The sequence below is a fragment of the Streptomyces sp. ISL-100 genome (assembly GCF_018614615.1).
Lineage (GTDB): Bacteria > Actinomycetota > Actinomycetes > Streptomycetales > Streptomycetaceae > Streptomyces.
The window spans coordinates 1-26,304 of record NZ_JAGGOK010000021.1 but is presented as its reverse complement, the minus strand read 5'-3'; the positions used below and the strand labels follow the sequence as shown (position 1 = coordinate 26,304).

Sequence of the window (26,304 nt, the reverse complement as noted above, 5' to 3'; positions counted from 1 at the left end):
CTAATGCAATGGAGATTCCAATGGCGGACACCACGTCCTACGCGCCTTCCGAGCGCACGGTCCCCACCCGTTCCCGGGAACGCGCGTCGTACGACCGCGAGCAGGTTCACGCGATACTCGACGAGGGTTACGTCTGCCATCTCGGCTTCGTCCGCGACGGCGCTCCCGTGGTCCTGCCGACCCTCTACGGCCGCGTCGGCGAGCGCCTCTACGTGCACGGCTCCACTGGATCCCGCCCCCTGCGCATGGCCGGCCAGGCAGACCCCGGCCTCGCGGTCTGCCTGACGGTCACGCACGTCGACGGCCTCGTCCTGGCCCGCTCCGCCTTCCACCACTCCATCAACTACCGCTCGGTGGTGGTTCACGGCATCGCTTACGAGGTCATCGACGAGGAAGAGCGCCGCACCGCCCTCGACGCACTGGTCGACCACGTTGTCCCCGGCCGCTCCTACGACTCGCGCCCGGCCAACACCAAGGAGCTCGCGGCGACCGCCGTGATCCGCCTGGACCTGGAGGAGGTCTCCGCGAAGGTACGCACCGGCGGCCCCAACGACGAGCCCGAGGACGCCTCACTCCCGCACTGGACAGGCGTAATCCCTCTGACGCGCGGTTACGGCGCCCCGATCCCGGCAGCCGACCTGGACCCGGCCATCACGCTCCCGGACTACCTGACCACACTCTGAGCCACGACTCAGGGCAGCCGGCGGGGAACGGACTGCCGGGCGACGCACCAAGCCCGTCCGGCGTTCGAGGACCTGGGGCCCGGGGCAGCGCCCCAGGTGGGGAACGGGCGGGTGGGGTGGGGGAAACCGCCCGCGCCCCACCCGCCCCCGCCCCGCTACGCGAGAACCACCTCTGCCCTACGCCCCAACGCCACCGTCCGCGCCTCCGCGACCGCGAGCCCCGCCACCGCCGCGAGCAGCAACAGCGTCCCCACCACGGTGGCCACCGCCAGCCGCTCACCCAACAGGACAACCGCGATGACGGCCGCGCTCACCGGCTCCAGCAACGTAATCACCGACACGGTCGCGGACCGGACAACCGCCGCCCCGGCGAAGTAAAGGGCGTACGCAAGCGCCGTCGGCACCGTAGCCATGTACACCAGCAGCCACACCACCCGCACCGGATCGGCGGTGTGCGGCAGCAGCCCCTCGGCAGCCGCGAACGGCAGCAGACACAACGAGCAGATGGCGAACGCCCACGCGGTCGTATGGAACGGATCGGCGCCGCCCCCGTCACGCCCGAGCCGCCGCGTCAGCAACGTCATAGCCGCGTACCCGCCCGCCGAAAGCAACGCAAAGAAGACGCCGGCGGGCCGCACCGACGCATCCCCGCCGCCCAGCACCATCACGGCGAGCCCGACGACCGCACCGACCACGGTGAGTGCCCCGGCGCGCCCCAGCCGCTCCCCCATGGTCAGCCGCGCACCCAGCGCGATCAGGACCGGCCCCGCGCCCATGGTGACGACGGTCCCGACGGCGAGCCCGGTGGCCTGCACGGCCGCGAAGTACGCGCTCTGGAAGACCGTAAGCCCCAGGCCGGTGACAAGAATGCGCATCAGCCGCCGCCTGCGCGGCTCGACGGGCGCGACAACCGCCGCGACAACCCGGCGTCGGTGCACCGCACGCGCGGCCACGAGCAGCACCAGCCCACCGGCGCAACGCCAGAAGGACAGGGCGAGCGGCCCGAGATCGCTGGCCAGGAAAGTGAGGGAGGCGACCGCTCCAGCGGTGCCCCAGGCAGTTCCGGCGACGATGAGATAAATCAGGCCACGCCCAACGGGCAGGCCTGAGGAAGGACAGGAAGATTTCGACACGTGACTTCTCCGCGTGAAGACGGGACAGGTGGTCGCTCGACTCCGCACGCGGGCAGCGACGAACCGCTCGGGGACTGCCCGAGCCCGGTCTTCGTCTTCGGCAATGCCGCCCGCGTTACGCGGCGGGAGGCGGAAGCACAGTCATAAGCATGATCGTCACCCTACGGCGCGGTCCGCCCGGCGGACAACTCCGTATCCGCACCCGCGCCCACACCCGCATCCGCGCCTACACCCACGCCACTCGCCGACCCACCCGCGACCGGCCCGCCCGGAGCAGCCTTGGGCGCCGACGACTGTGCGATGAAGGCACCGATGAGCACCACGGCCCCGCCGATGATCTGCGGCGCGGACAGATGCTCCCGCAACAGCACCCACGCCAGTACGGTCGCGATGACCGCCTCCAGGCAGGCCACCACACCGGCCACCTGAGGTGACAGCTTGCGCACCGACACCACACCCGTGACGTACGCGACGACGGTGGCGATCAGTACGATCCAGCCGAGCAGCAGCGCGGCCGGCACATCCGTCCCACCCAGCTCCGCACGCCCCGCGAGCAGCGACCAGTCCATGCCCCAGGGGCGCGCCACCACGGTCAGCACCGCGGCACCGATGAGCAGTCCGTACGCGATGACACCCAGCGGGTCGGCCGCGTCCTCGCCCGTACTGCCCTGGTCGGAGAGCACGAAGTAGCCGACCTGACAGCAGGCCGCGCCGAGTGCGAACAGCAGCCCCAGTGCGTCGAAGCTCAGCCCGGCCCAAACCTCGACCACGCAAGCCAGGCCACCCACGGCCAGCACGACACCGACCGCGGCGGCACGCGTCACCGGCCTGCGCTGCACAAACCGAACCCATCCGAGCACCAGCGCCGGGGCGAGATATTCGATGAGCAGCGCGACGCCGACCGGGATCCGGGACAGCGAGGCGAAGTAGAAGGCCTGCACACCGGCGACCGCGAGCAGTCCGAAACCGGCGAGCAGGGCGGGCTTGCGCAGCAGCAGGTCGCGGTGGCGCCAGGCCACCGGCAGCATGACGAGAGCGGCGCCCGCCACCCGTAGCCACACCACGTGCAGCGGGTCGAGCCCCGCTTCGATCAGCGGCTTGGCCGCAACTCCTGAACCACCGAATGCGAACGCCGACACGAGGGCAAGTCCCAGGCCGGCGCTCTTCCCCTGAGACGCGTGCATCGGGACATCATGCCAGTTGAGGTCAGGAGCGTCACCCCTGTCACGCCTGACGAGACTCTTCGAAGAGGCGTCCCGCCAGCAGTTCCGCGTCCACACCGGCCTGCCGGAGCACTTCGACCGCCCGGCACTCGGCATCCGAGGCGAGTACGGCGAGCAGGTCGAGCCCGCGTGCGCGCTGGTCGCCGCGCGCCGCGGCGCGCTCCAGGGCGCCCTCCATGGCCGTGACAGCGGCGGGCGACCAGCCCGCCACGCCCGCCGAGTCCCGCACCACGGGCACCGTGCCGGAATCCTCCACGGCGCCCTGCCAGCGCAGCCCGTAGCCGATGCTGCGCTGCACGAGGTAGCCGAGCACCCTGGCGACCTGCGGCGGACCGCCGTCGAACGCGGCCCTGACTTCGGGGTCGGACTCGATCACCGAGTGCAGCAGATGCGCGGTGTCGATCTGCCGGTCGCCGTCCCGCAGCGCCCGCCTGCGCGCGCCCGCGACCACCGAGGCGAGCTCCGCGGTGAGCCTGGCGTCGATGTCTGCACAGTGGAGAGCGGGCTGGTGGGGTACCCGCGGCGTACGGCTTTGCACACCTCCCACCTCATCAGTCGCCGTCGCCGGGAACATCCCCGCCGGGGAGCATTTGCGCATCCCACCGAAGTTGGGCAACCGCGCCCCCGCTCTCCTCCTTACGGATGAGATCTGACAGTTCATCAGTATTGAATGTTCCGCCCCACCCGGCTACGTTCCGCGACACGCAGCCGACGAGAAGGGGTGGTCGCATGGCCGAAGCCAGCGCGGAGGCACACATCGGGGCACCGGCCGAGAAAATCTGGGCGCAGCTGACGGACTTCACCTCGTACGCCGAGTGGAACGCGACCCACACCAGCTTCCCCAAGGGCGGCCCCGCGGTGCTCGAGGTCTCGGCGACGTACGAGGAGAACATGAAGCTCATGGGCTTCCCCGCGGAGGTCACCTGGACGGTCGAGGAGCTGAAGCCGGCCCGGCTGCTCGCGACGACAGGGAAGGGCCCGATGGGCGTCAACCTCGCCATGCGCTACTCGCTCACGCCCGACGGCGACGGAACCCGGGTACGCATCGAGGGGGAGTTCACCGGCGCCGCCGTCTCCCTGATGGCGGGCAAGCTCAAGGACTCGGCGGGCGCGGCCCTGAGCGAATCGCTGCGCAAGCTCAACGGCCTGGTCACCTGAGACTCCATACGGACAACGGCGCCCCGCGGTTGCCCGCGGAGCGCCGCGCTCGGTGAGGCTTGCCCCCGCCGCCTCAGCCCTCGTCGGCAAGGATCAGATAGAGCTTCTTGCGGGACTCGTTGATGACGGCGAGAGCCTTCTGCCGCTGCTCGGCCGAGCCGGTCTTCCAGACCTGGCCGAACGCCTCCATCAGCCCGAATCCGGCCTGCCGGACCTCGTTCATCGTCTCCCAGTCGACGCCGCGCCCCGCTTCCTCCCACGGAGCCTGCGGCCCCGCCCCGGCCTCGGTACGCCCTGCGTCGGTGAGTGTGAACAGCTTCTTGCCGCCCTCGCTCTCACTGACGATCAGGCCTTCGTCCTCAAGCAGCTGGAGTGTCGGGTAGACCGAGCCGGGGCTGGGCCGCCAGGCCCCGCCGCTGCGCTCGCCGATCTCCTGAATCATCTCGTAGCCGTGCATGGGCCGGTCCACCAGCAGCGCAAGGATCGACGCGCGTACGTCGCCACGCCGCGCCCTGCCCCGCGGTCCGCCGCCCCGACCACGTCCGCCACCGCCCCAAGGCCCGCCGAACGGCGGCCCGAAGGGACCGAAGGCGGCACGCCGCCCCTCGAATCCACCAGGACCGTGATGGCCGGGCCCGCAGTCCCCATGTCCATGTGAACGCATCACTACGCTCCTTCCATCGTTGATCAGTCGCGATACTCCAACGATATATCGGAACCTGTCGCCCGACAAGCACTAAAAGGGCCAGCCGTACGAAATTGGCCTTGGCCTGCGGCTTCGTACCGCCTCTACCGTTCGTGTCCATGCGGATTCGAATCGTCGACGCCTTCACCGACCGCCCGTTCGCCGGCAACCCGGCCGGATTCCTGCTGCTGGACTCCGGTACGTTCCCCGACGACGCGTGGCTCCAGCAGGTGGCGGCCGAGGTGAACCTCTCCGAGACCGCCTTCGCGCATCCGCTCCCCGCGGGTGGCGACGCGGACTGGGCGCTGCGCTGGTTCACGCCCACCGGCGAGGTCGCCATGTGCGGCCACGCCACCTTGGCGACGGCCCACGTCCTGCACACGACAGGCGCGACTACTGGCACTCCCACCGGCGCCGTGCGCTTCTCGGCGCTCTGCGGCATCCTCACCGCCACCGCGCAGGACGACGGCACCTTCACCCTCGACTTCCCGACCGCGCCGCTCACCGCGGTCCCGGTGCCTGACGGCATCGGCGAAGCCCTGGGCGGCGTCAAGATCCTCTCCGCCCACGACACCGGTCCGCACATCGGCGACCTGCTGGTAGAGCTGGCCGACGAGCAGACCGTACGCGCGCTCACGCCCGACTTCCCCGGCCTCGTCGCCCACTCCGAGCGCGGCATCATCGCCACGGCGGCCGCCGAAGACCCCTCCCGGGGCTACGACTTCGTCTCGCGCTGCTTCTTCCCCCAGCTCGGCATCGACGAGGACCCCGTAACCGGCAGCGCGCACACGGCCCTCGCCCCGTACTGGTCGCCGCGCCTCGGCCGCGACGAGCTGACCGGCCTCCAGGCCTCGGCCCGCTCGGGACTTGTCGCCACCTCACTGCGCGGCGCCCGCACCCTGCTGACCGGCGGCGCCGTCACCGTCATCGACGGCGAGCTACTGGCCTGACAAACCCGAAGGGGGCGTACGAATCTTCCGTACGCCCCCTCCTCACTCCTCACGCCTCACGCCTCACGGCTACAAGGTCGGAAGCCACGGCACCTTGCCCGCCAGCAGGGCGTACCCCACGAACGCCCCCACATCCAGCAGCGTGTGGGCCACGACCAGCGGCCCCACCCGCCCCCACCGCCGGTACAGCAGCACGAACACCGCACCCATCACCATGTTGCCGATGAAGCCGCCGATGCCCTGATACAGGTGGTACGAGCCACGCAGCACCGAGCTCGCCGCCAGAGCTGCCGTCGGCGACCACCCCAACTGGTCGAGCCTGCGCAGCAGATACCCGACGACGATGACTTCCTCCAGTACGGAGTTCTGCATCGCGGACAGGACGAGCACAGGGAACTTCCACCACACCGGCGGCAGCGATTCCGGCACCACCGTGAGGTTGAACCCCGACTCGATGGCGACCAGATAAAACGCGAGCCCGGCGCTGCCGATGCCCGCCGCGACCAGCACCCCGCGCCCCAGGTCCGGCCACGGCCTCGTACGGTCGAATCCGACCGCGCGCAGCCCCGCTCCCTCCCGCATCAGCAGGTACGCGACCAGTGCGACAGGCACCAGCGCCGACGTGATGCCGAACAGCTGCCAGGCGAGATCCAGCCACGGCCGCCCAGGCGTGGCCGACGTATTGAGATGCGCCGCCTGGTCCTTGAGCCCACCCGGTTTCGTGACGGCTCCGACAAACCTGATCAGGGACGACACCCCGCTCGCGCCCAGCGAGAGCGCGAGCACAACCACGACTTCGATCCGCAAGATCTGTCGTGTCACCCCCGGCCCGGGAGGAAATTCGGCCACCCGCCCCACCTCTGCCTGCACACCAGCCTCCAGTTCAGCAATCCCGCCTCATCCCCAACTCCGCCCCGCTAGGGTCTCGAATGCAGGTACGAAGATCGCGCGCGACAGGCCGGGGGGACGAGCGCCTATCCAGTAGCGGAGCCCCCTTTTTTCTTTGTTCGAGATTCAAGGAGGGGCTCCACTGCCATGGGACGTCACAGCTTGCCCGACGACGAAGCGAACGACGGCACCAGGTCCGGTCCACGCACGCACCGCCGCACGGTCGCCATCGCCACCGCGCTCGTCCTGAGCGTGGCGGGGGGAACGGCGCTCGCCGTCCGCGGCGACCTGCTGTCTTTCTCAAGGTCCTGCTCGGACTCCGCCATCCGTCTGAAGGTGGTTGCCTCGCCCGATGTCGCCCCGGCCGTGCGCGCGGTCGCCGGGCACGCCCGCGACAGCGAGGTCACCTCCGACGGCCGCTGCCTCAACGTGGACGTGGTCGCCCGCGACCCGTACATGGTCGCCGACGCGGTCGGTGCCGGCAGGGCCGACCCCGACTACCAGGTCTGGATTCCAGACTCCGATCTGTGGGTGCGGCGCGCCCTGGGCTCCGGCGACGGATCGGCCGTGACCCCGGTCGGCAATATCGCGTCGTCGCCGGTCGCCCTGGCCATGGTCCCCTCGGCCGCCAAATCACTGGGCTGGCCCAGGAAGACGTACACCTGGGCCGAGCTGTCCGCGGCCACCACCGAGAAGGACACCCTGCGCCTCGGCGCGGCCGACCCGGCCCGCAGCGCCACCGGCCTGCTCGCGCTGACGAGTATCGGCCAGTCCGCACACAAGGCGGACCCCGACAGCGACACCAAGGTCGCGGCCACCGCCAAGCTCCTCTCGCAGCGCATCTCGGACAGCGACCCGCAGGTCCTGCGGACGCTGGCGCGGGACGACACCGGTACGGAGAGGGGCAATCCCCGCCGGAACCAGGCGTTACTCCTCTCCGAGCAGGCAGCCTTCGCACACAACACCGCGGGCGGCGCACCCGGCGTGGAGCTCTTCTACCCGAAGGACGGCGCTCCGCGGCTCGACTACCCGTACGCCCTCGTCAACGAGCCCGAGCTGTCGACCGACGAGAGCCGCGCGGCCATGCGCTTCATGACGCTGCTCGGCGAGCCGCACAGCCGCAAGCTCCTGGCGGACCGCGGGTTCCGTACGCCGAACAAGCCGGTGTCCGAAGGTGTCGTACGGGTCGCGGGCGGCCGCGCGCCCCAGCCGTACGCCTCGGATCCGGCCGAACCGCTGTCCCAGGAGAGCGTCCAGGAAACCCTCGGCATGTGGACCATCACGGTTCAGAGCGCCCGGCTGACGACGGTGGTCGACGCCTCGGGCTCGATGGCCGCCCCCGTACCGGGGCGCGCCGGCCAGTCCCGCATGGACGTCACGAAGGCGTCGCTGCTCCAGGCCCTGTCGCAGTTCACCCCTGAGGACGAGATCGGCCTGTGGGACTTCGCCACGAACCTCGACGGCCCGCGCGACTACCGCAGGAAGGTGGCGACCACCCGGCTCGGCGACCCCGCGTCCGGCGGCGGCACCCACCGCGACAAGCTGTCGGCCGCGTTCTCCGCGCTGTCCCCCGTGCCGGGCGGCGCGACGGGCCTGTACGACACCACGCTGGCCGCCTACAAGGACGCCCAGGCCGGCTATGCGAGCGGCAAGTTCAACGCCGTCGTCCTCCTCACCGACGGCTCGAACCAAGACAGGTACAGCATCTCCCGCAGCGCGCTGATCGCCGAGCTCAAGCAGCTCACCGACCCGAAGCGGCCCCTCCCGGTGATCGCCATCGCCGTGGGCCCGGACGCCGACCGGGAGGAGGCCGAGGCGATCGCCTCCGTCACGGGCGGCGGCGGATACCAGGTGACCGACCCCGCCGAGATCCACGCCGTAATCCTCAAGGCCATCATGGAGGCGGGCCAGAGCGCCTGATCAGGCCCGCCCCACGGTCTTTCACGCCGGCCCCGGGAAACCCACCGGCCACGTGTGCACCGGATCGCCCTGGTGCATCAGCTCGCTGTAGCGGCGGGTCATGGCGGCCAGCGCGGCTTCGCGCTCCAGACCGGCGTCCAGGGCCCGGTGGTACGTATCCGCCTGCCAGGAAGCTCCGTTCACGCGCCGCCTGCACCGTTGCTCGATGACGCCGAGGTAGTAGTCGCGGTCCGCGGGCTCGATGCCCCAGGCGTCGAGCCCGGCCGCGGCCAGCGGCAGCAGTTCGTCCCGTACGAGCTTGACGGCCGGCACCCGCGCCGTCCCGCCGGCGCGCCCCGGCTTCGGCCAGATGATCTCCGCGTCGATCCCACGGCGGCACGCGGTGTCGAAGTTCTCCTCCGCGGCCTCGAAGGGCAGCCGCTTCCACACCGGCCGCGCGTCCTCGGCGAGGGCCCGCACCAGCCCGTAGTAGAAGGCCGCGTTGGCGATCACATCCGTCACGGTCGGCCCCGCGGGCAGCACCCGGTTCTCCACCCGCAGATGCGGTACGCCGTCGGCCAGCCCGTACACGGGCCGGTTCCAGCGGTAGACCGTCCCGTTGTGCAGGACGAGCTCCTGGAGCCGCGGCACCCCGCCGTCGTCGAGCACCAGGAGCGGGTCCTCGTCGTCGCAGATCGGCAGGAGGGCCGGGAAGTAGCGAAGGTTCTCCTCGAAGAGCTCGTACGCCGACTCCACCCACCGCTCGCCGAACCACGTCCGCGGCCGTACGCCCTGGGCCTGCAGCTCCGGCGGGCGGGTGTCGGTGGCCTGCTGGAAGAGGGGCGGCCGCGACTCGCGCCAGAGCTCGCGTCCGAAGAGGAACGGCGAGTTGGCACCCAGTGCGATCTGGATCCCCGAGACCGCCTGCGCCGCGTTCCACACGTCCGCGAACCGCCCGGGCGTGACCTGGAGGTGCAACTGCACGGACGTGCAGGCCGCTTCGGGCGCGATAGAGCCGAAGGTGCAGGTCAGATGCTCCACACCGGAGATGTCGAGGGTGAAGTCCTCCCCCCGCGCGGTGACGATCTGATCGTTGAGCAGCTGGTAGCGGTCGACATCGGAGAGATTCGCCGAGACGAGATCATGGCGTCCGAGCGTGGGCAGAATTCCGATCATCACGATGCCCGCGCCGACCTCGTTCGCTTTCCTGTGGGCATATCCCAGGCCGGTGCGCAGTTCTTCCGCCAGTTGATCGAGAACACGGCCTCCCAGCCGGTGCGGAACAATATTTACTTCCAGATTGAACATGCCGAGTTCGGTCTGGAAATCCCGGCTGGCGATCCGCTCGAGCACCTCCGCGTTCATCATCATCGGCATGCCGTCGGCCCCCGCGAGATTGAGCTCGATCTCCACCCCCATGAGGTTCTTCGGACGGTCGAAACGCTTCTCCGCCAGCAGCCGCCCCAGCCCCTCCAGGCACTGCTGGAGTTTCTTCCGGTACCTCTGCCGGTCAGACAGATCGAACCCGCCTGCCACGACCTTCTCCCCCATCGAAGCATCCCTCCTCGAGTGGGCGGCTCACAGCATCGGGCACTTACGTCACGGTCGATGATGCCCAGGCGGGCTGATCAGTAACGCCCCACGCCCATCAATCACCGAGTACTCTCTTTGGAGAACCTCAGTGGCACATTCACTCGGCATGCGGCAGAAAGCAGATACCACCCGGTTGCTGCTGGTGAAACTGGTGAAAAGGGCCGACGAGATTCGGCCTACCGCTCGCGCCGGAACTCTCCAGGCCACGGGCCTACACCCCAGATGAATGGGTAGATTCTCCGCAGGAAAGGGTCCGGATACGGCCTTGCCCGCAATGCGGACGACTGCTAGCAGAAACACCATGTGAACACGGCTCGTATAAACTCCGCAGACGAGGCAGAGAGTTGGCGCCCCGGCCATCGCCCCACGGCCCCCCTCTGACCCCGGAACGCAGACAGCGCCGTCCGCACCGCCCACGCACACCCACGCATCACCGTGTCTCCCAAGTGAGAGGCGACCCACCATGCCGCTGCTTGTCCCCCCGGCTCCCGCGCCCGCCCTGCGCAGCGTCCTCGCGGCACTCGGTTCCCCCACCGCCGTCCGCGAGGCCCGTCCCCCGGCCCTCCGTACGGCTGTGGGACCCCTCAGCCCCGAGTTGCCGCTCCCCGTCCACGTACTGGACGGGATCATCCCGTCAGGCAGGCCGCCGCGCACCCGGCTGACCGGCTGGCGGTTCCTGATCCGCAGCGGCGACCGTACGGTGGCCGCCGCCGACACCATGCTCACTCCCGACGGCTGGGCCTTCTCCCATTTCTGCGAGGGCCCGTACATCGCCTCCAGCATGCTCGCGCTGCGCCAGGCCGAGGCGATGACCGGGCGCTACCAGCCACGCCTGCTGTCCGTACCGGAGCTCTACATGCTCACGCTGTGGCTGCACGACGGCCCGGAAGCCGGCGCCGACGCCTCCGAGGCTATGCCGCTCCCGACGGACCTGCTCGTACCGCTGGCGCCCGCGCCGCCGGGCATCGCCTCACACCGCCCGCACCGGGCCGCCGATCTACTGCCACTGCTCACCCACCGGCTCACACCACCTGCCGCCACCGTCCCGCTCCTCAGCCAGCCCGCCTGACGACACCAGCCCGTTCCCGGGCGCCTTCGCATCCACTGTGCCCCGTGCCCGCTCCGGCCACGGGGCACAGTGCCGCCCTCGTCCGACGCCCTCACCCGCACCCGCACCCGCACCCAGCACCCCCCATCCGGACTAGCCCGTATCGGCCACCCCGAACCACCCGAAGAGGCCTCCCGGTTGAGCTGAACCGTCCGCACGAGTGACGCGTCATTAATCAGTAAGGAGAGCTGCCGCGAAATCCCTGCGGATCGACGCCCGTGGGGCAACACTGGGACCGGACCGACTGATACGGGGGGCGGCCATGAACACCGCATCGAGCCGCAGGACACTCACCACAACGCAGCGAAAGAACCCTTCCATGTGCCAGCACCAGCCAGCCTGCCCGACTGCCGAATCCGCCGACCGGGAAGCCGCCCTTCTTGTGGCGCACCACCCGGAACAGGGCTGGAGCCTGCTGTGCAACGGAGTTCTCGTCTTCGAGGACACCGGCGAGCTACTGCCGGACGGCCAGATCATCGCTCCGCACCGTCCACTTGACGTGGTCAAGGCTGCCTAGCCGGCCGGTACGCGCGACAGCTGCACGCCGCTACGACGAGGGGCCGGCCCGGAGGAATCCTCCGAACCGGTCCCGACGCATGTCAGCGTCCCGCGCGTGTGCCGCGCCTGTCCGTCAGTTGTCGTACTCGTCCAGCGGCGGGCACGAGCAGACGAGGTTACGGTCACCGAACGCACCGTCGATCCGGCGCACCGGCGGCCAGTACTTGTCAGCGGCCCCGACCCCGGCCGGGAAGACCGCTTCCTCACGGCTGTACGCGTGCTCCCACGCGCCGCCCAGCGCGGCCGCCGTGTGCGGCGCGTTGCACAGCGGGTTGTCGTCCGCGGGCCACTCGCCGGCCGCGACCTTCTCGATCTCCCCCCGAATCGCGATCATCGTGTCGCAGAACCGGTCGATCTCGGCCAGGTCCTCGCTCTCGGTCGGCTCGATCATCAGCGTGCCGGCCACCGGGAACGACATGGTCGGCGCGTGGAAGCCGTAGTCGATGAGGCGCTTGGCGATGTCGTCCACGCTGACGCCCGTCGCCTTCGACAGCGGCCGCAGGTCGACAATCGCCTCGTGCGCCACCAGCCCGTTCGGACCGGTGTAGAGCACGGGGTAGTGCGGCTCCAGGCGCTTGGCGATGTAGTTCGCCGCCAGCACGGCGACCTGGGTGGCGCGCTTGAGCCCCTCGGCGCCCATCAGACGGACGTACGCCCACGAGATCGGCAGAACGCCCGCCGAGCCCCACGGAGCGGCCGAGATAGGCCCCACGCCGGTCTCAGGGCCGGCCGTCGGCTGGAGCGGGTGGTTCGGCAGGTACGGCGCCAGGTGAGCCCGTACGCCGACGGGTCCGACGCCGGGGCCGCCGCCGCCGTGCGGGATGCAGAACGTCTTGTGCAGGTTCAGGTGGGACACGTCCCCGCCGAACTTGCCCGGCTTGGCCAGCCCGACCAGCGCGTTGAGGTTGGCACCGTCGACGTACACCTGACCGCCGGCCTCATGGACCGTCGCGCAGATGTCGGCGACGTGCTCCTCGAACACCCCGTGCGTGGACGGGTACGTGATCATCAGCACCGACAGCTCGTCGCGGTACTGCTTGATCTTGGCGTGCAGGTCCTCGACGTCGACCTCGCCGTCCTCGCGGGTCTTGACGACGACGACCTTCATGCCGGCCATGACGGCGCTCGCCGCGTTCGTCCCGTGCGCGGACGACGGGATCAGGCACACCGTGCGCTGGTCGTCGCCATTGGCGCGGTGGTACGCCCGTACCGCCAGCAGGCCCGCGAGCTCGCCCTGCGAACCGGCATTCGGCTGGATCGACACCGCGTCGTACCCGGTGACCTCGGCCAGCCGCTCCTCCAGCTCGTGGATGAGCGTCAGGTACCCCTGCGCCTGCTCGACCGGCGCGAAGGGGTGGACCGCCCCGAACTCCGGCCAGGTGACCGGCTCCATCTCGGTGGTCGCGTTCAGCTTCATGGTGCAGGAGCCGAGCGGGATCATGCCGCGGTCGAGGGCGTAGTCGCGGTCGGCGAGCTTGCGCAGGTAACGCAGCATCGCGGTCTCGGAACGGTGCTGGTGGAAGACGGGGTGCGTAAGCACCTCGTCACTCCGCAGCAGCCCCTCGGGCAGCACGTCGCCCACCTTCGCATCAAGCGCCTCAATATCGGCGTCGACCCCGAAGGCCGCCCAAACGGCGGCGATCTGCGCCCGCCCCGTGGTCTCGTCACACGCGACGGAAACAGAATCGGCATCAACCAGCCGCAGGTTGACCCCGCCCTCACGGGCAGCGGCGACCACATCAGCGGCCTTGCCCGGCACGCGCGCGGTCAGCGTGTCGAAGTACGAACCGTGCACGACCTCGACCCCACCGGCGCGCAGGCCCTCGGCGAGCAGCGTGGCGTACCGGTGCGTGCGCTGCGCGATGCCGCGCAGCCCGTCCGGGCCGTGGTAGACGGCGTACATGCCGGCCATGACAGCAAGCAGAACCTGAGCCGTACAGATATTGCTGGTGGCCTTCTCCCGGCGGATGTGCTGCTCACGCGTCTGGAGCGCCAGCCGGTACGCCTTGTTCCCGTCGGCGTCGACGGAGACACCGACGAGCCGCCCGGGAAGGCTGCGCGCGAACTTCTCCCGTACGGCCATGAACCCGGCGTGCGGACCGCCGAAGCCCATCGGCACACCGAATCGCTGGGTGGTACCCACCGCGATGTCCGCGCCGAGCTCGCCGGGCGAGGTCAGCAGCGTCAGCGCCAGCAGATCAGCGGCAACGGTGACGACAGCCCCAAGCGCATGCGCCTGCTCCACGACAGGCTTGATATCCCGAACAGCGCCCGAAGCACCCGGGTACTGGAGCAGCACACCAAAGACACCACGCTCGGCGACCTCGGCGGGAATCCCTTCCGCCAAATCAGCAACAACAACATCGACACCGGTCGGCTCCGCACGCGTCTGAATGACGGCCACGGTCTGCGGCAGCGTGTCGGAGTCGATCAGGAAGACACCGTTCTTGACCTTGCCGACGCGGCGCGAAAGGGCCATGGCCTCGGCAGCGGCGGTGCCCTCGTCCAGCAGCGAGGCACCGGAGGTCGGCAGACCGGTCAGGTCGGCCACCATCGTCTGGAAGTTGAGAAGCGCTTCCAGCCGACCCTGCGAAATCTCCGGCTGATAGGGCGTGTAAGCCGTGTACCAGGCCGGGTTCTCCATGACGTTGCGCAGGATCACCGGCGGCGTGAAGGTGCCGTAGTAACCGAGCCCGATCATCGGGGCCAGCACCTGGTTGCGGTCGGCGAGCGTGCGCAGCTCGGCCAGCACCTCGGCCTCGGTACGCGCGTCGGGCAGCCCGAGCGCCTCGGCGCTCTTGATGACGTCCGGCACCGCGGCCGCGGTCAGCTCGTCGAGCGAGCCGTAACCGACCTGGGCGAGCATCTTGGCCTGAGCTTCGGCATCGGGCCCGATGTGGCGCTGCTCGAAGGGGATGCCACGCTCAAGCTGTGAAAGCGGAATGCGGTTTGCGGTCATCTGCGGAAGGCCTCCTGGTCTGACACGACCTGCGAGGGGCACCACGACACGGGTACCCGGACGGCCTCCCCCTCTGTCATCTCAACCTGAGAGCTTCACCGGAAGACCGCGCGCGTGACGTCGCTGACGTCGAGGGTCGTTCCGGCTTTCACCGTCGGTGAGGAAGGGCTCCGTACGGAACCCGCCCTGCTTTCCAGAGTGACCTCGTCCGTGCGGTACGGGGGCCTGAGAGATTCCGGGGAGGATTTGCTCCTTCGGCGCCTCCGGCATATTCACCGGAGACTCTCCCGCACGGGGTCAGCAGCCACTGGCCAGCGTACCAGCGAGCCCCGTCTTGGATCCCTCGAGTGGCCGAGTCCACAGATGTGCCCTTTCGTAGGGTTTACGAACCAGCTGCGATCAGTTGGAGGGACCGTGCAGACCGACATCGATCCGCGCAGCCTGATCGGCCGCAAGGCATACGACCGCAATGGAACCAAGATCGGAACAGTGGACGAGGTCTACCTCGACGACGCCACGGGAGTCCCCGAATGGGCGGCGGTACGCACCGGCCTGTTCAGCCGTGACGCCTTCGTCCCTCTGGAGCCCAGCAAGGTCGTCGACGACTCCCTCCGCGTCCCCTACGACCGCGCCCTGATCCGGGACGCCCCGGACTTCGGCGTCGGCCGCCACCTCTCCCCCGAGCAGGAACTCCAGCTCTACCACCACTACGGCCTGGACGTCGCCTCGCCAGCCCCCGACCGAGACTTCGGCCACCTGGCAGGCGAAGACCCAACCACAAGCTGACCCCAAGAGCCGCATCCCCCCTCCCCTTACGCAGCCCCTCCGGAGGTGGAGGACCGCCCCCAGGGCGCCGGAAGCCGCAAGCTTCAACCACCACCCTTCCCGCACCCTCCCAGTCCGGCGCTGGAGGACCCGCCGACAGGATGTCCGGGACCGCATACTCAGCCGCCCCCCTTCCCCCATATCCAACCCGTCCGGCGCTTTGGCACCCACCCACAGGGCGTCCCGGGCTGCAGGCCCCAACCTCCACCCTTCCCCGCACCCACCCCATCCGGCGCTGGAGGACCGCCGACAGGATGCCCGGGGCAGCAGGCCCAACCGCCACCCTTCCCCGTATCCAGCCCGTCAGGCGCTGGAGGAGCCGCCGGCAAGATGTCCGGGGCCTCAGGCCCAACCGCCGTCCCCCTCTTGCCCCGTATCCAGCCCGTCCGGCGCTTGAGGACCCGCCCGAAGGGCGCCGGGGGCCTGGGGGCTCGCCCCCAGTTTCGGGAAGGGTCGGGGTGGGGGAAAGAACCGGCTCGCCAAGGCCCGGGCCACGACGACTCGTGCCCCCTCAAAGGCGCGGCATCTGCTCCCCCGCCCCCGACAGGGACTCCGGGGTGGCCGGAGCCGCTCCCCCCTCATCCCCGCTCACCGGCACCGGCCCCGGCCCCGGCCCCGGCACCCCCACCAACGGCAGCGGCTCCGACGCCACCAGATCCGGATCGTCCACCTTGAAGGTCCGCACCCGCCCCGGCGGCGACGTCGGCTCCTCGAACCGCACCGTCACCCGCCCGACGCCACTGCCCTGCACCCACCCCGCTCCGTACTCGGCGTGCCGCACGTCCTGCCCGGCCAGCCAGCGCCGCTCCGCCGGCAGCTCGGGCACCGGCACCACCGGCACCACCGCCTCCCCACGGCCACCCGGCTCCGCCGCCTCCGCCTCCACCTCCGCGTCGGCCACCGCCCGCTCACCGGCGGCCGCCTGCGCAAAAAGGTCCTCCTGCGTGAAGTCGGTAAGCCCGGTGACCCCCACGCCCAGCAACCGCACACCACCCGTGGTGTCCACCGACTCCAGCAGCCGCCCCGCAGCCTCCCGCACCACCGTCGGATCGTCCGTCGGCCCACGCAGCGTCTCCGACCGCGTCAGCGTCGAGAAGTCGTACCTGCGCACCTTCAGCACCACGGTCCTCCCGGACCGCCCGGCCGCCCGCAACCGCTGCACACACCGGTCCGAAAGCCGCACCACCTCATTCCTGACCCGGACCCGGTCGTGCAGATCGACCTCGAAGGTGTCCTCGACCGACACCGATTTCGCGTCCCGTTCGGCCACTACGGGCCGTTCGTCGTGCCCGACGGCCATTCGGTACAGCGAGACCCCGTGCGCCTTCCCCAGCAGCCGTACAAGCTCGTCCTCGCCCGCTTCCGCCAGGTCGGCGACGGTCGTCATCCCCGCCCGCCGAAGATGCTCGCCAGTGGCCGGCCCGACGCCGGGCAGAATGCGCACCGGCATCGGCCCCAGCAGCTCCCGCTCCGCCCCCGGCTCAATGAGCACCAGCCCGTCCGGCTTGGCCTGCTCAGACGCGATCTTCGCAAGCATCTTGGAGCCCGCCAGCCCCACAGACCCTGTGAGCCCCGTAACGGCCCTGATGTCGGCACGCAGCAGCTCTCCCGCCCGGCGGGCCGAGGCCGAGTCGTCGGCCACCCCGCCCGCCTCGAGGTCGACGAAGGCCTCATCCAGGCTCAGCGGCTCCACCAGCGGGGAAAGCCGCCCAAGCAGTTCCATGACCTGCTCGCTCACCGACCGGTAGAGAGCGAAGCGCGGCATCAGATTGGCCGCGTTCGGGCACAGCCTGCGCGCCTGCGCCACCGGCATCGCGGAATGCACCCCGAAGCGCCTGGCTTCGTACGACGCGGTGGCCACGACCCCGCGGGTCCCGATGCCGCCGACCACCACCGGCTTTCCGCGCAGGCTCGGCTTCGCTGCCTGCTCCGCGGCAGCGAAGAAGGCGTCCATGTCCAGATGCAGGATGGTCGGCGCGGATCTCACACCACCGATGCTGCCGTACGGCACTGACAATCGGCGGCCACCAGCGCGTCAAAAGGCAGGACCGCCCGCTCAGCCGGCCTTGTTACGGCGCCGTGCGAGCTCATCGGTGGGGTTGTGCCCGACCAGCGTCTCGCCCGTATCGACGCGCTCGCCGTGCAGCTGGGACAGCGCGCTCTCCACGTCCCGCCACACCACACCCACGGCGATCCCGAAGACGCCCTGCCCGCCCTGGAGCAGCTCGACGACCTCGTCGGGCGAAGAGCACTCGTAGACCGTCGCCCCGTCGCTCATGAGCGTCATCCGCTCAAGATCCTGGAATCCCCGCGCCCGCAAGTGCTGGACGGCGGCGCGAATGTTCTGCAGCGCGACACCGGTGTCCAGGAAACGTTTGACGATCTTGAGGACGACGACATCGCGGAAGCTGTAAAGACGCTGGGTGCCGGACCCGTAAGCGGGCCGCACGCTCGGCTCCACCAGCCCCGTACGCGCCCAGTAGTCGAGCTGCCGGTACGTGATCCCCGCCGCCGCACACGCGGTCGGCCCCCGGTAACCGATGCTCTCGGTGCTCTCGGTGATATCGGCCGCTGTCGCCCCGCCCATGGCCGACGTCATGCCCTGCCGCCCCACCAGAGGGTCGACCGCACTTCCGTGAAGCGGATACGGCCCGCCCGCCACCGTACCGTCGCCGCTGCTTCTCACGCCGACCTCCGTCCTTGACCTGCCCTGTCGACGGTAGGCAGTCACCCGGGGTGCGTCAACGATCGCCACACTCGGCACGCCGAGTGATAATCACCCTGAGAGTGGTTTCCCGTGCCCCACTTCGGGGAAAGGCTACTCGAATGCGCGGACAGCCCCTGGTGCGCGGCGTGTGCGGCTCACTGGCTGTTGGTCCCGAAGTCCTCGGGAGAGATCTGGTCGAGGAACTCGCGGAACTTCTCCACCTCGTCCTCCTGTTCGTCAGGAATCGCGATCCCCGCGTCGTCCAGCACGCCGTCACTGCCGTAGATCGGCGTTCCGGTGCGCAGGGCAAGCGCTATGGCGTCCGAAGGCCTCGCACTCACTTCGACTCCGCTGGCAAAGACCAGCTCGGCGTAGAAGACCCCTTCCCGCAGGTCGGTGATGCGGACTTCGGTGAGCTCCTGGCCGACCGCTTCCAGTACATCCTTGAAGAGGTCGTGGGTCAGCGGCCTGGCAGGAGCCATCCCCTGCTGGGCGAAGGCAATCGCGGTCGCCTCCCCCGGCCCGATCCAGATGGGGAGGTACCGATCGCCTCCCACTTCACGCAGGAGCACGATCGGTTGGTTCGAGGGCATTTCTACCCGGACACCTACGACGTCGAGCTCGTTCACACAGCAACCCTAGGACGTGCCTGGCAGGTTTGGGTAGTCGGGCTCCCCCAAGCTCACTGCAGCCGCACGCCGAGGGCTGTCTGAATGAGGGCCGAATGGAGCCTGACGGACAGCTCCGCGAGCTCCTTGGCGGTGGCCTCCGCATGGGCTCTGGTCTGCGGATTCCGGTGTCGGCGCAGCGGCGCGACCACCTGTTCGACCAGGCCGGCCTCACGATCCGCCGCCGCTTTCACGGCTCGCAAATGCCGCGGCTCCAGACCGAACCGGCCAAAATCCGCGACAAGCTTGGCCACCGTGACGACTTCGGCGTCGTAACCGCCACCCGGCAGGGGCGAGATCAAGCCGTACGACTCCCAGACCTCGAGCTCCTCCTCGCCGACCTCGGCGGCCGCCAGAAGCTCGTCCCGTCCGATCCGGGCGGCGGTCGGCCTGTCGGCCCCGCCCCCGGGAGCGTTGTCGTGCGGCTCGCCGGGCCCACCGGCAACCGGAAGCCGCACCTGCTCACCGCGCTCCAGCGCGTCGAGGTGCTCACGAATGACCTTGAGCGGAAGGTAGTGATCGCGCTGCATACGCAGCACCTGGGCCAGCCGCTCGACATGGTCGGGACTGAATTTACGGTAGCCGGAGGGCGTCCGTTGCGGTTCGACGAGTCCCTCGGTCTCCAGAAAACGAATCTTGGAGATGGTGACCTCGGGGAACTCGTCACGCAGCAGGTTCAGCACGGTGCCAATACTCACCAGCCGGTCGCCCGCGGTGGCGGTGCCGTTTCCGGCACCGCCCGTCGGTGTTCGCTGCATGGACCTTCCCGTACGGGTCAGATGGCCCGCTGGCTCGCGTAGAAGACCAGCCGGTACTTACCGATCTGCACCTCGTCGCCGTTCGACAGCGGGACCGAGTCGATCCGCTCCCGGTTGACGTAGGTGCCATTGAGGCTGCCGACATCCGAGACGGTGAATCCGCCATCCGCACCCCGGCGGAACTCCACATGCCGCCGCGAGACAGTCACGTCGTCGAGGAAGATGTCGCTCTGCGGGTGCCTGCCGGCCGTGGTGAGCTCGCCGTCCAGGAGGAAGCGGCTGCCCGAGTTCGGACCGCGGCGCACCACCAGGAGCGCCGCACCGAGCGGAAGGGCATCGACGGCCGCCTGGGCCTCCGGCGAGAGCGACGGAGCGGCGGTCTGTCCCGTCGCCTCAGCCTCGTACGCCTCGAGCCCGGAGATGGAGATCGTGGACGTCGTCTCCGAGGGACGCTCGGCGGCCGCTCCGGCCCGCAGCGGCGCTCCGCAGTTGGAACAGAAACGACTGGCCTCGGCATTGCGGTGCCCGCACCTCGTACAAACCGGCAAGGCCGACATGGACGGATCCTCCTGCCGCGGCTGCCCCTGGGGGGCACTTGAGGCTGACGATTCCCCGAAACCTATGCGGCCGGGACCAGCGGGGTCAACAGACGACGCGCCCGGTCCACCCGAAATGTCGCCGCCCGGACCAGAGACCTCGTCCCGGAAGAGCGGGCGCTCGCCACCCTGCTCGTCAGCCTCTCCACCGCGCGGAGCACGGTGGCGCGCAGTGCTGTTCGCACCGTCCTCGCGTGCACTCTTGCCGAACAACTTCGCAAACAACTTCACGGGCGATTCCCCTTGACTGAAACAGACCCGCCCGTGGGGCAGGACGAACCCTGAATGAACACACCTGCCGAACCGGACATCTTCACAACGTCCGTATCCATCAAACAGTTTCCACCACGCACCATGCCTTCGGTGCGCCGACCCCCCGCAACCTCATGCCCTTGTCCCCGTGCCCCCATGCGCCCCCGCCTCACTGCGATGACGACTGAGCGTAGTCAGGCTGCTTCGCCGGTCGCAAGGCATCCACAACGATCTTCTGGGAGCGGACAACCGTAGCGACCGCCCGCTCCTCCTCCAGGGTCTGGACAACCCCGCCAGGGATATTGAGCGCGGGCTCCAAGTCCTCCGGCTTGCCGATCACCTCGAAGCGGTACGGCGCGGTGACCTTCCGCCCGTCCACCTCGATGCCGCCGCCGCTGTTCAGGAAGTACGTGTCCGCGACGACCCTGACGTCATTGATCTGGATCGCTTCAGCACCCGCCGCACGCAGTTCCTGGATCGCGTCCAGCAGCATGTCGGCCTCGACCGTGGAGTGCGGGTCCGTGATCGTCAACGTGATGCCGGGCCCTTGCGCCGCCACCGTGCCGGCCAGTACACCGAGCTGACGCTCCTTCTCCAGGGTCTGCTTTCGCGCCTCTTCGGCCTGGTCCGAGCTGTTTTCCAGCTCTGTCTTCTGATCGTCGAGCTTCTGCTTCTCGTCCTCGAGCCGCTGCGTACGGTCGTCCAGCTCGTCGAGGATGCGCACCAGGTCCTCCTGGCGCGCTCCGCGCAGCGAACTGTCGTCGATGTTCGACCTGACCTGAATGGCGAGTCCGAGGCCCAGCACGAACAACAGCAGCGCCACGATCAGCTGCGCCCGAGTGACACGCGGCGGCCAGAGCGCCGCGATCAACCGCTGACGCCCCGTCGCGGGCCGCTGAGCCGGCCACTCCTGAGTCTGCGGTACCTCTTCGTCGCGCTGCGGGCTGTCTCGCTGCGGGTTGTCTTCTGTACTCATCTGCCTCACGCCCGGAACACGTGACGGCGAATCGCCGCCGCGTTGGAGAAGATCCGGATGCCGAACACCACGACCACACCCGTGGACAGCTGCGCGCCGACGCCCAACTTGTCACCCAGGAACACGATCAGGGCCGCCACCACGACATTCGACAGGAACGACACCACAAAGACCTTGTCGACAAAGATCCCGTCGAGCATGGCCCTCAGCCCACCGAAGACCGCGTCGAGCGCCGCGACCACGGCAATCGGCAGATACGGCTCGACCACCGCCGGAACTTCGGGCCGGACCAACAGTCCGACCACGACTCCCACGACGAGGCCCAGTACGGCGATCACGATGTGCCCTTCCCTGATTTGGCCGCGGCCTGCCCGGCCCCCGCGACCAGCGGCTCTGCTGTACGTACGATCAGACTCGGCGCGGCGGGAAGCCGGACGATGTCCTGAACGGAAATGCTCCTCCGGATGCCGTAGCTCTCCTGCAGCACACGCAGGTACTGGCCATCGGCACTGTCCTGGAATCTGGTACTCAGCCGCTCCCCCGGCCCCACCGCCAGCACCGTATACGGGGGCACCAGCGGCCTGTTGTCGACCAGTATGGCGTCGCCGGCGGCACGGATCGCCGACAGGGACGTCAGCCGCTGGCCATTGATGGCCACAGCCTCGGCGCCCGAGGACCACAGCCCGTTGACGATCCGCTGCATGTCCCGGTCCCGCAGCCGGCCCGTGTCGGAGAAGCTGGTGCTCTCCCGAGGCCCGCCGCCACCCTCGTCGCTGTCCTTGGCGTCGTCGACGACGAGCTTCACACCCGGCCCCTGAACCGCCGTGGCACCGGACAGCAGAGCCACCAGCCCGCCCTGGTCCCCACCATGCTTCTCCAGCGCCCTGCGCTGGCGCTCTCCCACCTCGGCCCGGAGCTTGTCGACGTTCTGCTCGATCTCGTCCGCCGCCGCGGTCTCCGCCTCAACCCGGTTGATGAGCTCTTCGCGCTCCTTGGCGATCACCGGCGCCTCTATCCGCGCCTGCGCCGCACCGACGGTGACGACGAGCGCGGCAAGCACAAGGCCGGCCGCCAGTCCGAGCTTCGCGCGCAGCGAGCGCGGCATGCCTTCGGTGCCGTCGGCCTTCCTGCGGGCGGTCGCCTCCGCGTAACCGTCGTCGAGGCTGTGGTCCATCACATTGGTCAGCAGCGACATGGACGCGTCGGGGCGCCGGGGTGGCGGAGAGGTGCTCCGATCAGGCGACTGCTGCGACATGCCGCACATCGTCGCACGTCGCGGCAGCTACCACCGAATGGCCCCACCGGTGTGCCGGACGGCGGCGTCACACCCCGTCCGGCACACCGGTCACACGGTCAGTGACCTGCGCTGTCCACGACCGCGGACCACTCGTCGAGCAGCGCCTGGGCCGAATCGTCATCGGGCCCTTCGGCCCACAAATGAGTGACAGCCTCCGCGGGGTCGGGCAACACCATCACCCATCGCCCGTCCGCCTCAACCACCCGCACCCCGTCGGTCGTGTCCACGAACCGCTCTCCGGCGGCCTCGACCACGCGGCGCATGACGAGACCCTTCACAGCCCACGGCGTGGCCAGATCACGTCGCAGCACATGGGCTCGCGGTATCCGCGCGTCGATCTGGCTCAGCGTGAGCTGCGTCCTGGCCACCAGCCCGATCAGCCGCACGAAGGCCGCCGCGCCGTCGAAGACACTGCTGAACTCCGGAATGATGAAGCCGCCGCGCCCGTCACCACCGAAGATGGTGGACTCCTCACGGCCGACCCGTGTCAGATCGTCCGGCGAGGTGGTCGTCCATTCCACCTGCGTTCCGTGGTACGCCGCGACCTGCTCGGCGATCCTGGTAGTCGTCACCGGCAGCGCGACCCGCCCACTGCGGCGCTCAGCGGCGACAAGGTCGAGCATCACCAGCAGCGCCCGGTCGTCCTCGATGATGCGCCCACGCTCGTCGACGAGCGACAACCGCTCACCCACCGGGTCGAACCGCACCCCGAAGGCTGCCCGGGCCGAAGCGACGATCTCACCGAGCCGAACAAGACCGGAGCGGCGCGAATCGCTCGTCTCGGTAGGCCTGGACTCGTCCAGCCCTGGATTGATGGTCAGCGCGTCGACCCCGAGCCGCCCGAGAAGGCTGGGCAGAACAAGACCGGCGCTTCCGTTGGAAGCGTCGACGACAACCTTGAGCCCCGAGTCGGCGATACCCGTTACGTCGAGGTTCCGCAGCAGCGACCCGGTGTACGAGTCGAAGACACTGGCCGGAAAGTGCAGGTCACCGATCTCACCGGGGAAGGCCCGCCGGTACTCCTGCCGCGCGAACACCCGGTCCAGCTTCCGCTGCCCGGCCTGCGACAGATCCGCGCCCCGCTCGTCGAAGAACATGATGTCGACGGAGTCCGGCACACCCGGAGTGGTCCGGATCATGATGCCGCCGGCACTGCCCCGCGCCGTCTGCTGACGTGCCACAGGCAGCGGTACGTTCTCCAGGTCGCGTACGTCGATGGCGCTCGTCTGCAGCGCCGAGATCACCGCCCGCTTCAGCGCACGCGCACCACGCGAGTGGTCACGCGCGGTGGTGACCGTCGCACCCTTCTTGAGCGTCGTGGCATAGGCGCCCGCCAGGCGCACCACCAGCTCCGGAGTGATCTCCACGTTCAGAATCCCGGAGACACCACGCGCACCGAAGAGATGCGCCTGGCCCCGGGACTCCCAGATCACCGAGGTATTGACGAAGGCGCCGGCCTCGATGGTCTTGAACGGGTAGACCCGCACATTGCCCTGAACAATCGATTCCTCACCGACGAGGCACTCGTCCCCGATGACGGCGCCGTCCTCGATCCGCGCGGCCCGCATGATGTCGGTGTTCTTGCCGATGACACAGCCGCGCAGGTTGCTGTGCTGGCCGATGTAGACGTTGTCATGCACGACGGCGCGATGGAGGAACGCCCCGCTCTTGACCACGACATTGGAGCCCACGACCGTGTGCTCACGCAGCTCGACGCCGGCCTCGACCTTGGCGTAATCACCGATGTAGAGCGGCCCGCGCAGCACCGCGTCCGGATGCACCTCGGCGCCTTCGGCCACCCACACACCGGGAGAGATCTCGAAACCGTCGAGATCCACGTCGACCTTGCCCTCGAGCACGTCGGCCTGCGCCTTGACGTAACTCTCGTGCGTGCCGACGTCCTCCCAGTAGCCCTCGGCGATATAGCCGTAGATCGGCTTGCCTTCCTTCATCAACTGAGGAAAGACATCACCGGACCAGTCGACGGAGACGTCCGCCTCCACATAGTCGAACACCTCGGGCTCCATGACATAGATGCCCGTATTAACAGTGTCCGAGAAGACCTGCCCCCAAGTGGGCTTCTCCAGGAACCGTTCGACCTTTCCTGCTTCATCCACAATCGTGATGCCGAACTCCAGAGGGTTCGGCACCCGGGTCAGGCACACCGTGACCAGCGCGCCCTTCTCCTTGTGGAATCTGATCAGATCAGTGAGGTCGAAGTCGGTGAGGGCATCGCCAGAAATGACGAGGAAGGCATCGTCCTTCAATGCTTCTTCGGCATTCTTCACACTGCCGGCAGTGCCGAGTGGCTTCTCCTCATTGGCATAGGTGAGCTCCATACCGAGCTCTTCGCCGTCACCGAAGTAGTTCTTGACGAGCGAGGCCAGAAACTGCACGGTTACGACGGTTTCATTGAGCCCATGCCGCTTGAGCAGCCGTAGCACATGCTCCATGATCGGCCGATTGGCAACCGGCAGGAGCGGCTTGGGCATGCTCGAGGTCATGGGGCGAAGGCGGGTGCCTTCACCACCAGCCATCACGACGGCCTTCATGTCGGAAAAGTCCTCCTCGAAGAGACTACGGTCTAGCCGACTTCGCCCGTCCGGGTCCGCCCGAGAGGCATCATGCGCAGACAATCGGGCGCCGGACAGCACCGCAATCGGCAGGCTCAATCGGCCGCGGTCTCCGCCTTCACGAGCCGGCGGACCTGGACCACGTAGAGGATTCCTGCCCACCAATACAGAGTTGTACCCCATCCGGCGAACGCCCATCCGAAAATAGCAGCCAGTGACGGCAGCCACCCGGTTCCGTCACTGAGAAGCAGCAACGGGAAGGCGTACATGAGGTTGAAGGTGGCGGCCTTCCCCAGGAAGTTCACCTGCGGCGGCGGATAGCCGTACCTGCGAAGGATGCCGACCATCACCAGGAGCATGAGCTCACGGGCCAAAAGGGCAGCTGCGAGCCACAGCGGCAGAATCTCGCGCCAGGTGAGGCCGAGCAAGGTGGAAAGGATGTACAGCCGGTCAGCCGCAGGGTCGAGCAGTCGCCCGAGCTTGCTGATCTGGTTCCAGCGACGGGCGAGCTTTCCGTCGAGATAGTCACTGATGCCGCTCAGCATCAACACCAGCAATGCCCAGCCGTCGCTCTTGGGCCCACCGAACACGGGCAGGAGAATCAGCCACAGAAACAAAGGCACGCCGGCGAGGCGAGCCATGCTGAGGATGTTCGGGATGGTGAGCACCCGGTCCGTCTGAACGCGGGTCTCCTGGACCTCCACCCGGGGGCCTCCTGAGAGAACGTGCCAATGATGCCCCTGACCCTACCCTCAGCCACTGCGGCCGGGCACACAGGGGTACGGCCACCCCCAGAACGCAGAAAAGCCCCGCAC

The 26,304-nt window shown here is 69.0% G+C and carries 24 protein-coding genes and 1 riboswitch; of the genes, 7 read left to right on the top strand and 17 right to left on the bottom strand.

Features of this window, described 5'->3' with window-relative positions:
- The first annotated feature begins 20 nt into the window (after positions 1 to 20).
- The gene (locus tag J7E89_RS10165) at positions 21 to 683 is read left to right on the top strand and encodes a pyridoxamine 5'-phosphate oxidase family protein (RefSeq protein ID WP_214971482.1); all 663 of its coding nucleotides are present in this window, start codon (positions 21 to 23) and stop codon (positions 681 to 683) included.
- 155 nt (positions 684 to 838) lie between these two features.
- Here the strand turns inward: J7E89_RS10165 and J7E89_RS10160 are convergent, their stop codons facing one another.
- The 3 genes from J7E89_RS10160 to J7E89_RS10150 all read right to left on the bottom strand — a co-directional run bounded on the left by J7E89_RS10160 (position 839) and on the right by J7E89_RS10150 (position 3,577).
- Positions 839 to 1,816, bottom strand: coding sequence for an EamA family transporter (locus tag J7E89_RS10160; protein WP_308315421.1), 978 nt, complete (start codon positions 1,814 to 1,816; stop codon positions 839 to 841).
- A gap of 161 nt (positions 1,817 to 1,977) precedes the next feature.
- Positions 1,978 to 3,000, bottom strand: a complete 1,023-nt coding sequence (locus J7E89_RS10155; RefSeq protein ID WP_214971477.1) for a DMT family transporter — start codon at positions 2,998 to 3,000, stop codon at positions 1,978 to 1,980.
- 40 nt (positions 3,001 to 3,040) lie between these two features.
- Entirely contained in the window at positions 3,041 to 3,577 is a 537-nt protein-coding gene (locus J7E89_RS10150; RefSeq protein ID WP_214971475.1) for a Clp protease N-terminal domain-containing protein, read from the bottom strand.
- A 191-nt stretch (positions 3,578 to 3,768) separates the two neighbouring features.
- On the opposite strand from J7E89_RS10150, the gene J7E89_RS10145 reads away from it, so the two are divergent.
- Positions 3,769 to 4,197, top strand: a complete 429-nt coding sequence (locus tag J7E89_RS10145) for an SRPBCC family protein (protein WP_214971471.1) — start codon at positions 3,769 to 3,771, stop codon at positions 4,195 to 4,197.
- A gap of 73 nt (positions 4,198 to 4,270) precedes the next feature.
- Here J7E89_RS10145 and J7E89_RS10140 read toward each other — a convergent pair whose 3' ends face one another.
- Positions 4,271 to 4,861 carry a PadR family transcriptional regulator gene (locus J7E89_RS10140; RefSeq protein WP_214971469.1) on the bottom strand — a complete coding sequence of 197 codons (591 nt, stop codon included), beginning with the start codon at positions 4,859 to 4,861 and terminating at the stop codon, positions 4,271 to 4,273.
- Positions 4,862 to 5,001: 140 nt separating this feature from the next.
- Between J7E89_RS10140 and J7E89_RS10135 the strand changes: the two genes are divergently transcribed.
- Complete coding sequence (locus J7E89_RS10135; RefSeq protein WP_214971466.1) at positions 5,002 to 5,832, top strand: PhzF family phenazine biosynthesis protein; 831 nt, start codon at positions 5,002 to 5,004, stop codon at positions 5,830 to 5,832.
- Positions 5,833 to 5,901: 69 nt separating this feature from the next.
- Here J7E89_RS10135 and J7E89_RS10130 read toward each other — a convergent pair whose 3' ends face one another.
- Positions 5,902 to 6,702 (bottom strand): CPBP family intramembrane glutamic endopeptidase, encoded by an 801-nt coding sequence (locus J7E89_RS10130; protein ID WP_214971462.1) that lies wholly within the window; start codon positions 6,700 to 6,702, stop codon positions 5,902 to 5,904.
- Positions 6,703 to 6,867: 165 nt separating this feature from the next.
- Here J7E89_RS10130 and J7E89_RS10125 point away from each other — a divergent pair, with 165 nt between their 5' ends.
- A complete protein-coding gene (locus J7E89_RS10125; RefSeq protein WP_214971459.1) occupies positions 6,868 to 8,640 on the top strand; it encodes a substrate-binding domain-containing protein in 1,773 nt (590 codons plus the stop codon).
- Between the two features lie 21 nt (positions 8,641 to 8,661).
- On the opposite strand, the gene J7E89_RS10120 is transcribed toward J7E89_RS10125, so the two are convergent.
- Positions 8,662 to 10,170 (bottom strand): glutamate-cysteine ligase family protein, encoded by a 1,509-nt coding sequence (locus J7E89_RS10120; RefSeq protein ID WP_214971456.1) that lies wholly within the window; start codon positions 10,168 to 10,170, stop codon positions 8,662 to 8,664.
- A 505-nt stretch (positions 10,171 to 10,675) separates the two neighbouring features.
- Between J7E89_RS10120 and J7E89_RS10115 the strand changes: the two genes are divergently transcribed.
- Both J7E89_RS10115 and J7E89_RS10110 read left to right on the top strand, forming a co-directional pair.
- Positions 10,676 to 11,281 (top strand): hypothetical protein, encoded by a 606-nt coding sequence (locus J7E89_RS10115; protein ID WP_214971453.1) that lies wholly within the window; start codon positions 10,676 to 10,678, stop codon positions 11,279 to 11,281.
- A 358-nt stretch (positions 11,282 to 11,639) separates the two neighbouring features.
- Complete coding sequence (locus tag J7E89_RS10110) at positions 11,640 to 11,837, top strand: DUF5999 family protein (protein ID WP_285439223.1); 198 nt, start codon at positions 11,640 to 11,642, stop codon at positions 11,835 to 11,837.
- 114 nt (positions 11,838 to 11,951) lie between these two features.
- Here J7E89_RS10110 and gcvP read toward each other — a convergent pair whose 3' ends face one another.
- Positions 11,952 to 14,837 (bottom strand): aminomethyl-transferring glycine dehydrogenase, encoded by a 2,886-nt coding sequence (gcvP, locus tag J7E89_RS10105; RefSeq protein WP_214971447.1) that lies wholly within the window; start codon positions 14,835 to 14,837, stop codon positions 11,952 to 11,954.
- 203 nt (positions 14,838 to 15,040) lie between these two features.
- A riboswitch (glycine riboswitch) is annotated at positions 15,041 to 15,137 on the bottom strand.
- 114 nt (positions 15,138 to 15,251) lie between these two features.
- Here gcvP and J7E89_RS10100 point away from each other — a divergent pair.
- Positions 15,252 to 15,623: a PRC-barrel domain-containing protein gene (locus J7E89_RS10100; protein WP_214971445.1), complete on the top strand. Its 372-nt coding sequence runs from the start codon at positions 15,252 to 15,254 to the stop codon at positions 15,621 to 15,623.
- 550 nt (positions 15,624 to 16,173) lie between these two features.
- On the opposite strand, the gene J7E89_RS10095 is transcribed toward J7E89_RS10100, so the two are convergent.
- The 10 genes from J7E89_RS10095 to J7E89_RS10050 form a co-directional block, all read right to left on the bottom strand.
- Complete coding sequence (locus J7E89_RS10095) at positions 16,174 to 17,649, bottom strand: DNA polymerase IV (RefSeq protein WP_214971442.1); 1,476 nt, start codon at positions 17,647 to 17,649, stop codon at positions 16,174 to 16,176.
- A gap of 69 nt (positions 17,650 to 17,718) precedes the next feature.
- Positions 17,719 to 18,348, bottom strand: a complete 630-nt coding sequence (locus J7E89_RS10090) for a MerR family transcriptional regulator (protein ID WP_214971439.1) — start codon at positions 18,346 to 18,348, stop codon at positions 17,719 to 17,721.
- A gap of 176 nt (positions 18,349 to 18,524) precedes the next feature.
- Complete coding sequence (locus J7E89_RS10085) at positions 18,525 to 18,998, bottom strand: bifunctional nuclease family protein (protein ID WP_006123076.1); 474 nt, start codon at positions 18,996 to 18,998, stop codon at positions 18,525 to 18,527.
- Positions 18,999 to 19,051: 53 nt separating this feature from the next.
- A complete protein-coding gene (locus J7E89_RS10080; protein WP_214971436.1) occupies positions 19,052 to 19,795 on the bottom strand; it encodes a MerR family transcriptional regulator in 744 nt (247 codons plus the stop codon).
- Between the two features lie 17 nt (positions 19,796 to 19,812).
- A complete protein-coding gene (locus J7E89_RS10075; RefSeq protein ID WP_214971553.1) occupies positions 19,813 to 20,730 on the bottom strand; it encodes an FHA domain-containing protein in 918 nt (305 codons plus the stop codon).
- Between the two features lie 82 nt (positions 20,731 to 20,812).
- Positions 20,813 to 21,619, bottom strand: a complete 807-nt coding sequence (locus J7E89_RS10070; protein ID WP_214971433.1) for a DUF881 domain-containing protein — start codon at positions 21,617 to 21,619, stop codon at positions 20,813 to 20,815.
- Positions 21,620 to 21,624: 5 nt separating this feature from the next.
- A complete protein-coding gene (locus J7E89_RS10065) occupies positions 21,625 to 21,957 on the bottom strand; it encodes a small basic family protein (protein ID WP_023543062.1) in 333 nt (110 codons plus the stop codon).
- Complete coding sequence (locus tag J7E89_RS10060; RefSeq protein ID WP_374196804.1) at positions 21,954 to 22,874, bottom strand: DUF881 domain-containing protein; 921 nt, start codon at positions 22,872 to 22,874, stop codon at positions 21,954 to 21,956. The genes J7E89_RS10065 and J7E89_RS10060 overlap by 4 nt, the downstream gene beginning before the upstream one ends.
- A 98-nt stretch (positions 22,875 to 22,972) precedes the next feature.
- Positions 22,973 to 25,468 carry a mannose-1-phosphate guanyltransferase gene (locus J7E89_RS10055; protein ID WP_214971428.1) on the bottom strand — a complete coding sequence of 832 codons (2,496 nt, stop codon included), beginning with the start codon at positions 25,466 to 25,468 and terminating at the stop codon, positions 22,973 to 22,975.
- 116 nt (positions 25,469 to 25,584) lie between these two features.
- Positions 25,585 to 26,193 carry a CDP-alcohol phosphatidyltransferase family protein gene (locus J7E89_RS10050; protein WP_214971425.1) on the bottom strand — a complete coding sequence of 203 codons (609 nt, stop codon included), beginning with the start codon at positions 26,191 to 26,193 and terminating at the stop codon, positions 25,585 to 25,587.
- Positions 26,194 to 26,304 lie beyond the last annotated feature (111 nt).

Excerpts from the sequence above, each read along its gene's own strand:
- J7E89_RS10165 (WP_214971482.1), top strand. The coding sequence starts at position 21 with ATGGCGGACACCACGTCCTACGCGCCTTCCGAGCGCACGGTCCCCACC.
- J7E89_RS10155 (WP_214971477.1), bottom strand. The coding sequence starts at position 3,000 with ATGCACGCGTCTCAGGGGAAGAGCGCCGGCCTGGGACTTGCCCTCGTG.
- J7E89_RS10145 (WP_214971471.1), top strand. The coding sequence starts at position 3,769 with ATGGCCGAAGCCAGCGCGGAGGCACACATCGGGGCACCGGCCGAGAAA.
- J7E89_RS10140 (WP_214971469.1), bottom strand. The coding sequence starts at position 4,861 with ATGCGTTCACATGGACATGGGGACTGCGGGCCCGGCCATCACGGTCCT.
- J7E89_RS10135 (WP_214971466.1), top strand. The coding sequence starts at position 5,002 with ATGCGGATTCGAATCGTCGACGCCTTCACCGACCGCCCGTTCGCCGGC.
- J7E89_RS10125 (WP_214971459.1), top strand. The coding sequence starts at position 6,868 with ATGGGACGTCACAGCTTGCCCGACGACGAAGCGAACGACGGCACCAGG.
- J7E89_RS10120 (WP_214971456.1), bottom strand. The coding sequence starts at position 10,170 with ATGGGGGAGAAGGTCGTGGCAGGCGGGTTCGATCTGTCTGACCGGCAG.
- J7E89_RS10115 (WP_214971453.1), top strand. The coding sequence starts at position 10,676 with ATGCCGCTGCTTGTCCCCCCGGCTCCCGCGCCCGCCCTGCGCAGCGTC.
- J7E89_RS10110 (WP_285439223.1), top strand. The coding sequence starts at position 11,640 with ATGTGCCAGCACCAGCCAGCCTGCCCGACTGCCGAATCCGCCGACCGG.
- gcvP (WP_214971447.1), bottom strand. The coding sequence starts at position 14,837 with ATGACCGCAAACCGCATTCCGCTTTCACAGCTTGAGCGTGGCATCCCC.
- J7E89_RS10080 (WP_214971436.1), bottom strand. The coding sequence starts at position 19,795 with ATGCAGCGAACACCGACGGGCGGTGCCGGAAACGGCACCGCCACCGCG.
- J7E89_RS10070 (WP_214971433.1), bottom strand. The coding sequence starts at position 21,619 with ATGAGTACAGAAGACAACCCGCAGCGAGACAGCCCGCAGCGCGACGAA.
- J7E89_RS10060 (WP_374196804.1), bottom strand. The coding sequence starts at position 22,874 with ATGTCGCAGCAGTCGCCTGATCGGAGCACCTCTCCGCCACCCCGGCGC.
- J7E89_RS10055 (WP_214971428.1), bottom strand. The coding sequence starts at position 25,468 with ATGAAGGCCGTCGTGATGGCTGGTGGTGAAGGCACCCGCCTTCGCCCC.